This window comes from Nonomuraea sp. NPDC050227 (assembly GCF_044459705.1).
Taxonomy (GTDB): domain Bacteria; phylum Actinomycetota; class Actinomycetes; order Streptosporangiales; family Streptosporangiaceae; genus Nonomuraea.
Genome location: NZ_JBITJF010000005.1, coordinates 449,881 through 463,254 on the forward strand (window position 1 = coordinate 449,881; position 13,374 = coordinate 463,254).

9 protein-coding genes are annotated in these 13,374 nt (G+C 72.8%); 5 read left to right on the forward strand and 4 right to left on the reverse strand.

Annotated elements, in window-relative coordinates; translation table 11 throughout:
- Positions 1 to 106 precede the first annotated feature (106 nt).
- Positions 107 to 676, reverse strand: a complete 570-nt coding sequence (gene recX / locus ACIBK9_RS22370) for a recombination regulator RecX (RefSeq protein WP_397160766.1) — start codon at positions 674 to 676, stop codon at positions 107 to 109.
- Between the two features lie 1,293 nt (positions 677 to 1,969).
- Between recX and ACIBK9_RS22375 the strand changes: the two genes are divergently transcribed.
- The gene (locus ACIBK9_RS22375) at positions 1,970 to 2,413 is read left to right on the forward strand and encodes a hypothetical protein (RefSeq protein WP_397160768.1); all 444 of its coding nucleotides are present in this window, start codon (positions 1,970 to 1,972) and stop codon (positions 2,411 to 2,413) included.
- Positions 2,414 to 2,670: 257 nt separating this feature from the next.
- Here ACIBK9_RS22375 and recA read toward each other — a convergent pair whose 3' ends face one another.
- Positions 2,671 to 3,765, reverse strand: a complete 1,095-nt coding sequence (recA, locus tag ACIBK9_RS22380) for a recombinase RecA (protein ID WP_352323144.1) — start codon at positions 3,763 to 3,765, stop codon at positions 2,671 to 2,673.
- Between the two features lie 729 nt (positions 3,766 to 4,494).
- On the opposite strand from recA, the gene ACIBK9_RS22385 reads away from it, so the two are divergent.
- The gene (locus ACIBK9_RS22385) at positions 4,495 to 4,761 is read left to right on the forward strand and encodes a hypothetical protein (protein WP_358291898.1); all 267 of its coding nucleotides are present in this window, start codon (positions 4,495 to 4,497) and stop codon (positions 4,759 to 4,761) included.
- Positions 4,762 to 4,788: 27 nt separating this feature from the next.
- Here the strand turns inward: ACIBK9_RS22385 and ACIBK9_RS22390 are convergent, their stop codons facing one another.
- Both ACIBK9_RS22390 and ACIBK9_RS22395 read right to left on the reverse strand, forming a co-directional pair.
- Complete coding sequence (locus tag ACIBK9_RS22390; RefSeq protein WP_352352391.1) at positions 4,789 to 4,983, reverse strand: DUF3046 domain-containing protein; 195 nt, start codon at positions 4,981 to 4,983, stop codon at positions 4,789 to 4,791.
- A 252-nt stretch (positions 4,984 to 5,235) separates the two neighbouring features.
- Positions 5,236 to 5,724, reverse strand: a complete 489-nt coding sequence (locus ACIBK9_RS22395) for a VOC family protein (protein ID WP_387672296.1) — start codon at positions 5,722 to 5,724, stop codon at positions 5,236 to 5,238.
- A gap of 83 nt (positions 5,725 to 5,807) precedes the next feature.
- On the opposite strand from ACIBK9_RS22395, the gene ACIBK9_RS22400 reads away from it, so the two are divergent.
- The 3 genes from ACIBK9_RS22400 to ACIBK9_RS22410 all read left to right on the forward strand — a co-directional run bounded on the left by ACIBK9_RS22400 (position 5,808) and on the right by ACIBK9_RS22410 (position 13,281).
- Positions 5,808 to 10,583, forward strand: a complete 4,776-nt coding sequence (locus ACIBK9_RS22400; RefSeq protein WP_397160771.1) for an ATP-dependent helicase — start codon at positions 5,808 to 5,810, stop codon at positions 10,581 to 10,583.
- 57 nt (positions 10,584 to 10,640) lie between these two features.
- Positions 10,641 to 11,375 (forward strand): GntR family transcriptional regulator, encoded by a 735-nt coding sequence (locus ACIBK9_RS22405; RefSeq protein ID WP_397160773.1) that lies wholly within the window; start codon positions 10,641 to 10,643, stop codon positions 11,373 to 11,375.
- A 91-nt stretch (positions 11,376 to 11,466) separates the two neighbouring features.
- Positions 11,467 to 13,281: a gamma-glutamyltransferase family protein gene (locus tag ACIBK9_RS22410; RefSeq protein WP_397161073.1), complete on the forward strand. Its 1,815-nt coding sequence runs from the start codon at positions 11,467 to 11,469 to the stop codon at positions 13,279 to 13,281.
- Positions 13,282 to 13,374: the final 93 nt, after the last annotated feature.

Here is a 13,374-nt window from a genome sequence, read left to right on the forward strand (position 1 = left end):
GCCCCGAGCGGGAGCGGGGTCCAGCCCCGGAGGCAGCCCCACAGCCCTCCATCTCTCCGAGCCCCGAGCGTGACGAGCTCCGGACCTGGTGCAGGCCGCTGGGGGATCAGGAGAAGTCGTCCTCCAGGTCGATGCCCTCCTGTTCGAGAGCCTCTCGGATCACCCGGTACGCCAGCCCCGACGAGTACCCCTTGCGGGCGAGCATGCCGGCCAGACGGCGCGTACGGGTCTGCGAGTCGAGAGATCGGGTGGAGGCGAGCTTACGGTCCACCAGCCGTCGGGCCGTCTCGGCCTCCTGGTCGGAGTCCAGGCGCTCCACGGCTTCCTTCACGGTCTCGGTGTCCACACCCCGATGGCGCAACTCGGCCGCGAGCGCACGCTTGGCGAGGCCCCGACCGTGGTGCCGGGAATCGACCCATGCCTCCGCGAACGCCTCGTCATTGATCAGCCCGAGCTCGACAAACCGATCAAGCACCTTTCCGGCAGCCTCATCTGGTACGTCCCGCTTACGAAGGGCCTCGGCGAGCTGCGCCCGCGTCTTGGGAGCCATGGTGAGCAACCGAAGACAGATGGCCCGCGCAACGGACTCCGGGTCCGCCGCAGGCGCCGCCGCAGCGGAACTGCCGACGTCCGGCCCATCAGGCAACGGCCCGCCATGCGATGACCCGTCGTGCATTGGCCCGTCGTGCGATGGCCCGTCGTGCGATGGCCCGTCGTGCGATGACCCGTCGTGCATTGGCCCGTCGTGCGATGGCCCGTCGTGCGATGACCCGTCGTGCATTGGCCCGTCAGACGGCGACCCGTCGGACGGCGGGCCGCCACGGCCGGTCGCGCCTCTCCCGAAGCGTCCGCTCCCCCTGCCGCTCCCTCGTCCAGCGCCCCGACCGCCTGTCGGGCGCCCCTTGCCTGAACGCTTCTTCCCACCCGCGTCCTGCTCATCGCCGAACCAGCTGCTTCCGGTCAGCACCTCAGAATGCCACTCATCGGCGCCGCGCTTCACCTTGGAGGAAGCCTCGCCCTCCGGCCTTCCGCCAACGCCGCCGGGCTCGTACGGATCTTCCCGTTCCCGCAGGCGCTCCTCAGCGACACCGTCGTCATCCTGACCACTCAGCCCAGCCGACCGCGCGCCTGAGCTTTCCTTTCTCTCCTGATCCCCGCTCGTACGCCGCGGAGGAACGCCAGCGACATCCTCGCCATCATGGCCACTCAGCTCATCCGAAGGGCTTCCAGAGAAACCCTCGCCGTCCCGAGCTCTCCGCCTGCTCGTACGCCGCCCAGCATCCCCGGCAGCGCCCTCGCCGTCATGATCGCCCAGCTCGTCCGGGGAGCTTCCGGCGGATCCCTCGTCGATCTGGGCCTTCTTCTTACGCCTTCCGGAACTGCCCTTACGGGCCGGTTCGGTGCGGGCGTCTTCGGCAAGCAAGTCCGGGACACCGCTGCGGTCGGCAGGGGTCTTACGCTCGCCTGGCCAGACGAAGATCGGCGCGTCGGCGCCCTCGTCCGAGCGCCCTCGGGATCCCCGTCCCCCGGCCCGGCCACTGCCTCGCCCACCAGCTCGACCGCGATCAGACGGGCTGCCGTCGGGGGCGGCTTCGTCGTCCTGAGCGCTGGGGGCGGCCGAGTGGAGCCGGCCGGGAGAGGGCCGGTCAGCCGGGTCTCCATGCTCAGCGCCCGGCCACGTCATGAACACCTCACTGCGCGGCCTGAGCCCGAAACCCGCTTCACCGCTCAGCGCAACACCGGCCTCACTGCCCGGCGCGACGCCAGCCCCTTCGCCCAGCCCAACACCGGCGTCACCTTCCGGCGCAACGCCCGCCCTTCTGCGCGGCCCAACGTCAGCCTCATCGCTCGGGACGACGGGCGCCCCTTCACCCAGCCTGACCTCAGCCTTATTGCTCAGGGTCCCGTCGGCTTCGCGAGTTGAGTCCGTATCTTTCTCGTCGGCCTGGGGGCGGGGGTCGCCCGGCCAGTGGAAGGTCGGCGCGGCCATCTCCCGGCCGGGGCCCCACGCCGGGGGCACGACAACGGCCTGCCTGCCCGTGCCCCAGCCCGACACACCCTCGTCGTCCACGCGCGCAGGGACGACCACGTCGTCCACCTGCGCAGGGACGATCACGTCGTCCGTATCGTCGCGAACCACCACGTCGTCCGCTTCATGGTGGACGACCGCAGCGTCCGCCTGATCGTGGACGGCCATGCCCTCCACGCCAGCGGCCCCGGCGGGATCGGCGGCGTCGGCCAGCCCGTCGTGGGGAGCCGGGTCATCTGCTCTGGTGTGGGTGGTCGGCGAGTGGTCGTCGTCAGAGGTGGGGGGCTCGGAAGCGGCGGCTCGGAGGCGGGCGCGTTGTTCGTGCCATTCGTCTACCGACGGCCAGCCGTCCGCAGCCGACCGGGCCAGGTCGGCGCCACGTGAGCCCCTGCCCGAGGCCGGACGGCCGGTAGCCCGGGTCACCGGCTCAGGGGTGGTGGCCCCGGACATCGACTCGGCCGGGGTGGCCCAGGTCGGCGACCCGGGGGTGGTGGAGGCGGACGTCGGGTCGGAGGGGGTGGCCCGGGGGCCGCGGGGTCCGCGCTTTCTGCGCTCCCCCGAGGCGGGGAGGTCGGGCCATGCGCCCCAGTCCTGGGAACGGGGCGCCTGCGACGGATCCCTGTCACTCATGCGCCGACCGATCAGACGTCACCCGGCTTGGGGGTGGACTTCGAGCCACGACCCGAGGGCGCGGCGGCGGGAGCCGGGACGGCGGCGGCGGGCTCGGCGGGCGTGTCGAGCTTCGGACCGACCCCGAGCTTGTCCTTGATCTTCTTCTCGATCTCGTTGGCCATGTCGGGGTGGTTCTTCAGGAAGTTGCGCGCGTTCTCCTTGCCCTGACCCAGCTGGTCGCCCTCGTACGTGTACCAGGCGCCCGACTTGCGGACGAAGCCGTGCTCGACGCCCATGTCGATGAGGCCGCCCTCGCGGGAGATGCCCACGCCGTAGAGGATGTCGAAGTCGGCAACGCGGAAGGGCGGGGCCATCTTGTTCTTGACGACCTTGACCCGGGTGCGGTTGCCGACCGCTTCCGTGCCGTCCTTCAGGGTCTCGATGCGGCGGATGTCCATGCGGACGGAGGCGTAGAACTTGAGCGCCTTACCACCGGTCGTGGTCTCGGGGCTGCCGAACATGACGCCGATCTTCTCGCGGAGCTGGTTGATGAAGATCGCGGTGGTGCCGGTGCTGTTGAGCGCGCCGGCGACCTTGCGCAGGGCCTGGGACATGAGGCGGGCCTGGAGGCCGACGTGGCTGTCGCCCATCTCGCCCTCGATCTCGGCCTTGGGCACCAGGGCGGCCACCGAGTCGATGACGATGATGTCGACCGCGCCGGACCTGATCAGCATGTCGGCGATCTCGAGCGCCTGCTCACCGGTGTCGGGCTGGGAGACCAGCAGGGCGTCGGTGTCGACGCCCAGCTTCTTGGCGTATTCGGGGTCAAGGGCGTGTTCGGCGTCGATGAACGCCGCGATGCCGCCGGCCCGCTGGGCGTTGGCCACCGCGTGCAGGGCGACCGTGGTCTTGCCCGAGGACTCGGGGCCGTAGATCTCGACGATGCGCCCACGCGGGAGGCCGCCGATGCCGAGGGCCACGTCAAGGGAGATCGACCCGGTGGGGATCACCTCGATGGGGGCTCGGGCGTCGTCGCCCAGTCGCATGACGGAGCCCTTGCCGAACTGCCGCTCGATCTGAGCGAGCGCGGTCTCGAGGGCCTTCTCGCGGTCGTTGATAGCCATGGGAGCTCCCTCTGGAGGGTCGTGGTCCGATCAGTCGAGTGAAAGCTACGGCCTGCCACCGACATTTTCTGAGACGGTCGGGGAAGGCGTGGCCGGGTTCGGCAGGTTCATCGTAGCCGAACGGCTGTTCGATCACATCACGAACACGCTGCTGGGATGCATGCGGCGTGTTCAGAGGAGGGCGGGGCCGATGCTCGGACGTCGCTCGCGTTCATGGTGGTTGCCGGCCGATTGGCCGTGGGGTCTGCCCGGGGGGTCGCAACCGTGGGATCGGGCGCGGCGGGCGGAGGTGATGGGGTGCCCCCGCATGGGCGGCTGCCTGGGTCCGGGTCCGACGAACGCCTGTCCCTCGCGGACGAGCGGCATCTGACCCGTCCGGGAAAACGCGGCTCCGGCCGTCCCGGAGAACACGAATCCGGCCCGTCCCGAAGAACGCGGCTCTGGACCGTCCCGGAGAACGCGGCTCTGGACCGTCCCGGAGAACACGGACCTGGACCGTCCCGGAGAACGCGGGGCAAGCCGTCCTGAAGGATGCGGATCGCCGTGTGGGGAGACGTCACGGACGCTCTTCCCACCGGCGCGGAGAGCGCGGGCACCGGGGCCAGGGGGGCACCGGGGACACGTGGGGCGAGGGCGTTCGCGATCTCCCGCGCGGGTTGCCGCCGACGTGTTGTCATACGCCGTGAGCTGGGGAGACTCCCATGCAGGGATTGGCTGGGAGGCGGCGAAGTGGCGAGTGGCTACACCGGGGAACGACGCACCCTTCTGGAGGCGCTCGCCGAGTTGCTGCCCCATCAGGGGCTGGTCAGCCGCATGGTCGGCGGTGACGATCCGGTGCTGTGGGTGTGGCATCCGCGCACGCGCCGCCAGACGATCATCTTCGCCACCCCCTCCAGCGGGGGCTGGACGTTGTTGTGGTCGCCGGGCGGCCAGGGCAGCGCAGACGACCTGGAGGCCACGGCGGACGCGCTCCGCCGGACGCTGGGCTCGACGTAGCCCGGACGGGACGTCCCCGACCTGGGTTCAGCGCAGCCCGGGCGAGACGTCCTCCACCTGGCACACGGCCCGCCACACGGTCTTGGCGCTCTCGCCGTCGGCCAGCGCCTGGATGACGGTACGGCCGCCCAGCGGGGCGATCACGTAGTCGCGGGCCCACGACTCGGCATAGGTCTCGCCGAAATGGACGTTCATCCGTCTCCAGAACTCGGTCAGGCGCATGGACCAAGTATGGAATCGCGTCAGGTGTGGGTAAGACATCCGCATGCCAAAGACCCCCAAGTCTTCACCCCCGAAGACCGCCAGGACCAAGGCCAACAGGGCGCGGCGCCGCCGGCTGTTACTCGCGATGCGGCAGGCCGTCCAGAAGGAGAAGGGACAGCGATCGGAGCGGCACGCGGGAATCAGGCGGGAGCCGCGTGCGGGCAGGCCGCGTACGCGCAGGGCGTCACGGCGCTGAGCCGGGACGAACCGTCACAGAACTCGCGCACCGTACATCTCACCGAGATGGTCGGCGAGCAGCTCCAGGCGGGCGCCGTCGGGGTCCTTGAAGTAAATGGAGGCGCCGCTCTCGATCTGGTGCGGCACGCCGGCCATCTCCAGCTTGCCGCGCAGCCGCTCCCAGGTGGCGGGGTCGACGGAGATCGCCACGTGGTGCAGCCCGCCGAGCACCTCCTGGTACGGGCCGAGGTCGAGCCCCGGGAAGTCGAAGAACGCGAGCAGGTTGCCGTTGCCGATGTCGAAGAAGAAGTGGCTCGAACCCTTGTAGTCGCGGTTCTCGATGATCTCCGTCAGCGGGAACTCCAGCAGTTCCTGGTAGAACTTGATGGTCCGTTCCACATCGGACGACAACATGGCCACGTGGTGCAGGCCACGGGCGCTGCTCGACGGCCGGTGCGGTAAGGCGTACTGGCTTCTCAACTGTGCGCGTCGGGTCTCGACGGCGGCATAATCAATGGTCACGGTCGCTGTATGTCCGCCTTGACCCCCACTCAATCACCCGGCGCCGCTCGAATGCGTTTTCTGTCGGTGGCGCGAGGCAGTATGTGCTGGTGAGCTCGCTAGACCACTTCACCCAGGTGACCAGGCAATGGTTCGCCGGCGCCTTCCAGGCGCCCACGGCGGCCCAGGAGGGCGCGTGGGAGTCGATCGCGCGCGGCGACAACACGCTGGTCGTCGCCCCCACGGGGTCGGGCAAGACGCTGGCGGCGTTCCTGTGGTCACTCGACCGGCTCGCGGCGCGGGCGGCCGATCAGGCGCCGGGCGAAGGCATCGCGAAGGGGCATAAGCCGGGCACCCGCGTGCTCTACGTGTCGCCGCTCAAGGCGCTGGCCGTCGACGTCGAGCGCAACCTGCGCGCGCCGCTGGCCGGGCTCAGGCAGACGGCGCGCCGGCTCGGGCTGCCCGTCCCGGAGATCTCGGTGGCGATCCGCTCCGGCGACACCCCGGCCGAGGAGCGCAGGCGGTTCGCCGCCAAGCCGTCCGACATCCTGATCACCACTCCCGAGTCGCTGTTCCTGCTGCTCACCAGCCAGGCGCGCGACGCGCTGCGCGACGTCGAGACGGTGATCGTCGACGAGGTGCACGCGGTCGCGGCCACCAAGCGCGGCGCCCATCTGGCGCTCAGCCTGGAGCGGCTCGACGCACTGCTGGAGCGTCCGGCCCAGCGGGTGGGGCTGTCGGCGACCGTGCGGCCGGTGAGCGAGGTGGCGGCCTTCCTCGGCGGCACGCGTCCGGCGACGGTGGTGCAGCCGCCGTCCGACAAGCGCATCGAGATCGAGGTCGTCGTCCCGGTCGAGGACATGACGGAGATGGCGGGGGCGCCCGATCCCGAGCAGGTCGAGCCGTCGTCCAGCCGGTCGATCTGGCCTCATGTGGAAGACCGCCTGTTCGACCTGATCGAGTCCCACAGCTCGACGATCGTGTTCGCCAACTCCAGGCGGCTGGCCGAGCGGCTGTGCACCCGGCTCAACGAGCTGGCCTACACGCGGCGGCAGGGCCCGGAGGCGATCGACCTGTCGATCTGGGAGACGCCGCCGCAGGACGACCAGGAACCCCCGCCGTCCAGGCGCATGCCCGCCGAGACGATGGCGCAGGCGGGGGCGAGCAAGGGCGTGGTGAGCGAGATCGTCCGGGCCCACCACGGCTCGGTGTCGAAGGAGGAGCGGGCCCAGATCGAGGAGGCGCTCAAGTCGGGGCGGCTGCCCGCCGTGGTCGCCACCTCCAGCCTGGAGCTGGGCATCGACATGGGCGCGGTCGACCTGGTGGCGTGCGTGGAGGCCCCGCCGAGCGTGGCCAGCGGGCTGCAGCGCATCGGCCGGGCCGGCCACCAGGTGGGCGCGGTCTCCCGAGGGGTGATCTTCCCCAAGTACCGGGGCGACCTCGTCCAGACGGCCGTGGTGGCCGAGCGCATGCGCGGCGGGCAGATCGAGGAGTTGCGCTACCCGCGTAACCCGCTCGACGTGCTGGCCCAGCAGATCGTGGCCATGACCGCGCTCGACGAGTGGACCGTCGACGAGCTGGAGACCGTGGTCAAGCGGGCCGCCCCCTACGCCACCCTGCCGCGCAGCGCGCTGGAGGCGACGCTCGACATGCTGGCCGGCCGCTACCCGAGCGAGGAGTTCGCCGAGCTGCGGCCGCGCATCGTCTGGGACCGCGTCACCGGCGCCCTCCAGGGGCGGCCCGGCGCGCAGCGGCTGGCAGTGACCAACGGCGGCACGATCCCCGACCGCGGCCTGTTCGGCGTGTTCCTCGTGGGTGAGAAGGCGTCCCGGGTGGGCGAGCTCGACGAGGAGATGGTCTACGAGTCGCGGGTGGGCGACGTGTTCGTGCTGGGCGCGACGTCGTGGCGGATCGAGGACATCACGGCCGACCGGGTGCTGGTCTCGCCCGCTCCCGGCCAGCCGGGGAAGCTGCCGTTCTGGCACGGCGACACGGCCGGGCGTCCGGCCGAGCTGGGCCGGGCGATCGGGCAGTTCCTGCGGGAGCAGGCCAAGCAGGGTTCCACCGACCGCATCAGGGAGGCGGGGCTCGACGAGTTCGCCGCGAGCAACCTGCTGGCCTACCTCGACGAGCAGCGCGAGGCCACGGGCTACGTGCCCGACGACCGTACTCTGCTGGTCGAGCGCTTCCACGACGAGCTGGGCGACTGGCGGGTGGTGATCCACTCCCCCTACGGCGCGCGGGTGCACGCGCCCTGGGCGCTGGCGATCAACCGGCGGCTGCGCGAGCGTTACGGCATCGACGTGCAGGCCGTGCACTCCGACGACGGCATCGTGCTGCGCATCCCCGACACGCTGGCCGAGCCGCCCACCGACGTGGCGGCGTTCGACGCCGAGGAGATCGAGCAGATCGTCACCGAGGAGCTGGGCGGGTCGGCGATGTTCGCCTCCCGGTTCAGGGAGTGCGCGGGGCGGGCGCTGCTGCTGCCGCGCCGCGTGCCGGGCCGGCGCAGCCCGCTGTGGCAGCAGCGCCAGCGGGCCGCCCATCTGCTGGGCGTGGCCTCCCAGTACGCCTCGTTCCCGATCGTGCTGGAGACGATGCGCGAGTGCCTCCAGGACGTGTTCGACGTGCCGGGGCTGGTCCAGCTCATGCGCGACATCGCGGCCCGGCGGATCCGGGTGGTGGAGGTCGAGACGTCGCAGGCCTCGCCGTTCGCCGCGTCGCTGCTGTTCCACTACGTCGGCGCGTTCATGTACGAGGGCGACGCGCCGCTGGCCGAACGTCGCGCGCAGGCCCTGGCGCTGGACACCACGCTGCTGGCCGAGCTGCTCGGCCAGGCCGATCTGCGCGAGCTGCTCGACCCCGACGTGATCGTGAGCAGCGAGCGCGAGCTGGCCCGGCTCGACCGGCCGCTGCGCGACGCCGAGGACCTGGCCGACCTGCTGCGTTCGCACGGGCCGCTGCTGACGCCCGACGTGAGCGTGCGCGGCGGCGACCCGTCCTGGCTGGAGGAGCTCGAACGCGCGCGCCGGGCCATCCGCGTGCGCATCGCGGGCGAGGAGCAGTGGGCGGCCGTGGAGGACGCCGCCCGGCTGCGCGACGCGCTCGGCGTGCCGCTGCCCGTGGGGGTGCCGCACGTGTTCCTCGAGCCGGTGCCCGACCCGCTGGCCGACCTGGTGGCCCGGCACGCCCGCACCCGCGGGCCCTTCCACGCCGGCACCGCCGCCGCCAGGTTCGGGCTCGGCGCGGCCGTGGTCACCGACGCGCTGCGGCGGCTGGCCGCCTCGGGGCGCGTGGTGAACGGCGAGTTCCGGCCGGGCGGCCGGGGCGAGGAGTGGTGCGACGCCGGGGTGCTGCGGATGTTGCGCCGCAGGTCGCTGGCCCGGCTGCGCAAAGAGGTCGAGCCGGTCGCGCCCGAGACGCTGGCCCGCTTCCTGCCCGCCTGGCACGGCATCACCGGTTCTGGCACGTCGTCCGACGGTTCACGGGCGGGGGCGGCCCGGGCCATGGACGCGCTGGTGCGATCCGTCGAGCAGCTCCAGGGGGCCGCGGTGCCGGCGTCCGCGCTGGAGACGCTGGTGCTGCCCTCGCGGGTGCCCGGCTACCATCCGGCGCTGCTCGACGAGCTGACCTCGTCGGGCGAGGTGATGTGGGTGGGGCAGGGGTCGTTGCCCGGCGGCGACGGATGGGTGTCGCTCTACTTCGCCGACACCGCGCCGCTGCTGCTGCCCGACCCGGCCGAGATCACGATGACCCCGCTGCACGAGCGCGTGCTCGACCTGCTGGGCGGCGGGGGCGCGCTGTTCTTCCGGGGCATCTCCGACCAGCTCGGGGCCCAGGGCGGGGCGCTCGACGACGCGACGCTGGTCTCGGCGTTGTGGGATCTGGTGTGGTCGGGCCGGGTCTCCGGCGACACGCTCGCGCCGCTGCGGGCCACGCTGGGCACCGGGCGTCCGGCGCACCGGCCCGCCACGACGCGGCGGCGCCGGGCCGTGCTGCCGTCGAGGAGCGGGCCGCCGACCGTGGCCGGGCGGTGGTGGCTGCTGCCCGGTCCGGCCGACGACGCGACGCAGCGGGCGCACGCGCAGGCCGAGGTGCTGCTCGAACGGCACGGCGTGGTGACGCGCGGAGCGGTGACCTCCGAACGGCTGCCCGGCGGGTTCACGCCTGTCTACCAGGTGCTTCGCGCCTATGAGGAGAGCGGGCGGTGCCGCCGGGGGTACTTCGTCGAGGGGCTGGGGGGCGCGCAGTTCGCGCTGGCGGGCGCGGTCGACCGGATGCGCGCCATGACCCCGAGCGTCGCACCGACCGGCGGTGGGCCGGGCGAGGGCTTCGGTTCGCCGCCCGAGATCCCCGCTTGGGAGACCGGCCGGCCCGGCGGTGGGGGGTTCGGTCCCCCCGGCGGGGGGTTCGGCGGCGGAGAGGGTGGCCGGAGCTCGCGGTCCGGGGGCGGCGGGTTCGACCGGGGCGGCGAGGCCGGGATGCCCGGTCAAGGCGGCCGGAGCGGGTCCGGGCGGCGGGCCGTGGTGCTGGCCGCCGCCGACCCGGCCAGCCCGTACGGGGCCGCGCTGCCCTGGCCGCAACGTCCCGGCGACGTCGGGCACAAGCCGGGCAGGAAGGCGGGCGCGCTGGTCGTGCTCGTGGACGGCTACCTCGTCCTGTACGTGGAGCGGGGCGGCAAGACGTTGCTGTCGTTCGCCGACGACGAGCGGCTGCAACCGGCGGTCGACGCGCTGGCACTGGCCGTACGCGACGGGGCGCTCGGCAAGCTGACGGTGGAGCGGGCCGACGGCGCGTCCATCGTGGAATCGCCGCTGGCGGCCGCCCTGGAGGCGGCCGGGTTCCATCCGACTCCCCGGGGGCTGCGCCTCCGCGCCTGACCATCGGTGGTGGCGGGCGCTCGGCCGTCCGCCGATTTGTATACGATGGGCGGCCATATGGCTGATGTGATGCGGGGCGCGGGGCGTACGACGCTGCTGGGCGAGGTCACCGAGGAGCTGCGTCGTCGCATCCTGTCCGGTGAGCTGGCGCAGGGAGAGCGGCTGGTCGAGGATCGGCTGGCTGCGCTGCTCGGCGTGTCGCGCAACCCCGTGCGCGAGTCCATCCGGGTGCTGGCGGCCGAGGGGTTCGTCGAGGTCGTCCCGCGGGTCGGCGCGACGGTCGCGCGGCTGACGGCCGAGGAGGGCGAGGAGCTCTTCGACGTGCGCATGGCGGTCGAGGGCCTGGCCGCCCGGCTGGCGGCGCGCAAGCGCCGCCCCGAGGCCGTCGCGCGGCTGCGCCGGATCCTCGACGCGGCCAGGGAGGCCGTGGCGGCCGGGCGACCGGCGGAGGTGGCCGAGCTCAACACCGCCTTCCACCTGGCCGTGGGCCAGGCGGCGGGCAACTCCTACCTCAACCTGATGATGAAGCCGATGGTGCTGCGGGCGCAGTGGGTCTTCAGCCAGACCGCCGCCGTCCGGGGGCCGCACTCCTGGACCGAACACCTGAGCCTGTGCGAGGCCATCGCGGCGGGCGACGAGGACGAGGCCCAGGCCAGAGCGGTCGCGCACGTCGCCGCCGCCCGCCGGTCGTTCCTCGCGGCCGTGCCCCGTACGGCGAACCACGCGACCGACGCGGACCACCCGGACAACGCGGACGCACAGGCGGCGACCGGTACCCCGCAGCACGGGTGAGGCGCGGGGATTGTATACAGTCTCCTGAACCGTCCCCCCGGAGGAGAGACCGTTGTTCACCACCAGACCCGAGCTGACGGGCGACTTCGGCATGGTCGCCAGCACCCACTGGCTGGCCTCGGCGGCCGGGATGGGCGTGCTGGAGCGCGGCGGCAACGCCTTCGACGCGGCGGTGACGGCCGGGTTCGTGCTCCAGGTCGCCGAACCGCACCTGAACGGCCCCGGCGGCGAGGTGCCGATCCTGCTGTGGAGCGAGGAGGAGCAGAAGGTCTCGGCGGTGTGCGGCCAGGGCGTGGCCCCCGCTGCCGCGACCGTCGAGCGCTTCGCCGCGATGGGGCTGGACGCCGTCCCCGGCACGGGTCTGCTGGCGGCGACGGTGCCGGGCGCGTTCGGCGGCTGGATGTCGCTGCTGGAGCGCTGGGGCACCTGGTCGCTGGCCGAGGTGCTGGCCCCGGCGATCCACTACGCCGAGCGCGGCGTGCCGGTGCTCGACCGGATCGCCGCCACGATCGGCACCGTCGAGGAGCTGTTCAGGCACGACTGGCCCACGTCGGCGACCACCTGGCTGCCGGACGGCCGGGTGCCCGCGCCCGGTTCGAGGCTGGCCAACCCGGTGCTCGCGGCGACCTACCGCAGGCTGGTCGCCGAGGCCGAGGCCGCCTCGGCCACCCGCGAAGGTCAGCTCGCCGCCGCCCGGCATGCCTGGTACGAGGGTTTCGTCGCCGAGGCCGTCGCCGGTTTCAGCACCGGCACCGCCTGGCGGGACAGCTCGGGCGAGGTCCACGGCGGCCTGCTCACCGGGGACGACCTGGCCCGCTGGTCCGCCACGGTCGAGGAGCCGGTGAGCTTCGACTACCGCGGGCACACCGTGTACAAGACAGGGCCTTGGGGACAGGGGCCGGTCTTCCTGCAGCAGCTCGCCCTGCTGTCCGGGTTCGACCTCGATGCCGCCGGCTTCCTGGACGCCGACTACGTGCACGTGGTCACCGAGGCGGCCAAGCTCGCCTTCGCCGACCGCGAAGCCTGGTACGGCGACGCGGACGTCCCCATGGCCGACCTGCTGAGCGCGGCGTACAACGAAGAGCGGCGGCGGCTGATCGGGACCGAGGCCAGCCTGGAGCTGCGGCCGGGCGCGCCCGGCGGCCGGGAGCCGCGGCTGCCGGTCCTCCCGGCCGGCACGGCGGCCCTCTCCCCCGCGATTCCGGCGCCCGTTCGTCCGGGCATCGGCGAGCCGACGGTCGCCCGCCACGACGCACCGCCGACCGGCCGCCCGCGCACTCTGACCGGCGCCGGTGAGCAGACGGTGACGCCGGACGGCGCGGTCCGGGGCGACACCTGTCACGTGGACGTCGTGGACCGGTTCGGGAACATGGTCTCGGCCACGCCCAGCGGCGGCTGGTTGCAGAGCTCCCCCACGATCCCCGAGCTCGGCTTCTGCCTTGGGACCAGGGCGCAGATGTTCTGGCTGCAGGAGGGGCTGCCCGCGTCGCTGCGGCCCGGCGCGCGCCCGCGCACCACGCTGTCGCCGTCGTTCGCCACCCGGGACGGCAGGCCGTGGCTGGCGTTCGGCACGCCGGGCGGCGATCAGCAGGACCAGTGGAGTGTCAACTTCTTCCTGGCCGTCGTGCACGGGCGGCTGAACCTCCAGGAGGCGATCGAGGCTCCCATGTTCCATTCCGCGCACTTCCCCAGCTCGTTCTTCCCGCGTGGCTCGCGTCCCGGGGTGTTGCACGTCGAGGAGCGGCTCGACCCGGGGGTGGTGGCCGAGCTGCGGCGGCGCGGGCACGAGGTCGAGGTCGAGGGCCCGTGGTCGCTCGGCAGGCTCAGCGCGGTGGCCCGCGACGGCGCCTTCCTGCGGGCCGCCGCCAACCCCCGCGGCGCCCAGGGCTACGCGGCGGGCCGATGACCGGCAACCGCACGCCCCGCCTGAACGCGAGAACCACCGCCGACCACACGCCCCGACCCAACGCGGGGACCACCATCGACCACACGCCCCGGC

Excerpts from the sequence above, each read along its gene's own strand:
- recX (WP_397160766.1), bottom strand. The coding sequence starts at position 676 with ATGCACGACGGGTCATCGCATGGCGGGCCGTTGCCTGATGGGCCGGAC.
- ACIBK9_RS22405 (WP_397160773.1), top strand. The coding sequence starts at position 10,641 with ATGGCTGATGTGATGCGGGGCGCGGGGCGTACGACGCTGCTGGGCGAG.
- ACIBK9_RS22390 (WP_352352391.1), bottom strand. The coding sequence starts at position 4,983 with ATGCGCCTGACCGAGTTCTGGAGACGGATGAACGTCCATTTCGGCGAG.
- recA (WP_352323144.1), bottom strand. The coding sequence starts at position 3,765 with ATGGCTATCAACGACCGCGAGAAGGCCCTCGAGACCGCGCTCGCTCAG.
- ACIBK9_RS22410 (WP_397161073.1), top strand. The coding sequence starts at position 11,467 with ATGGTCGCCAGCACCCACTGGCTGGCCTCGGCGGCCGGGATGGGCGTG.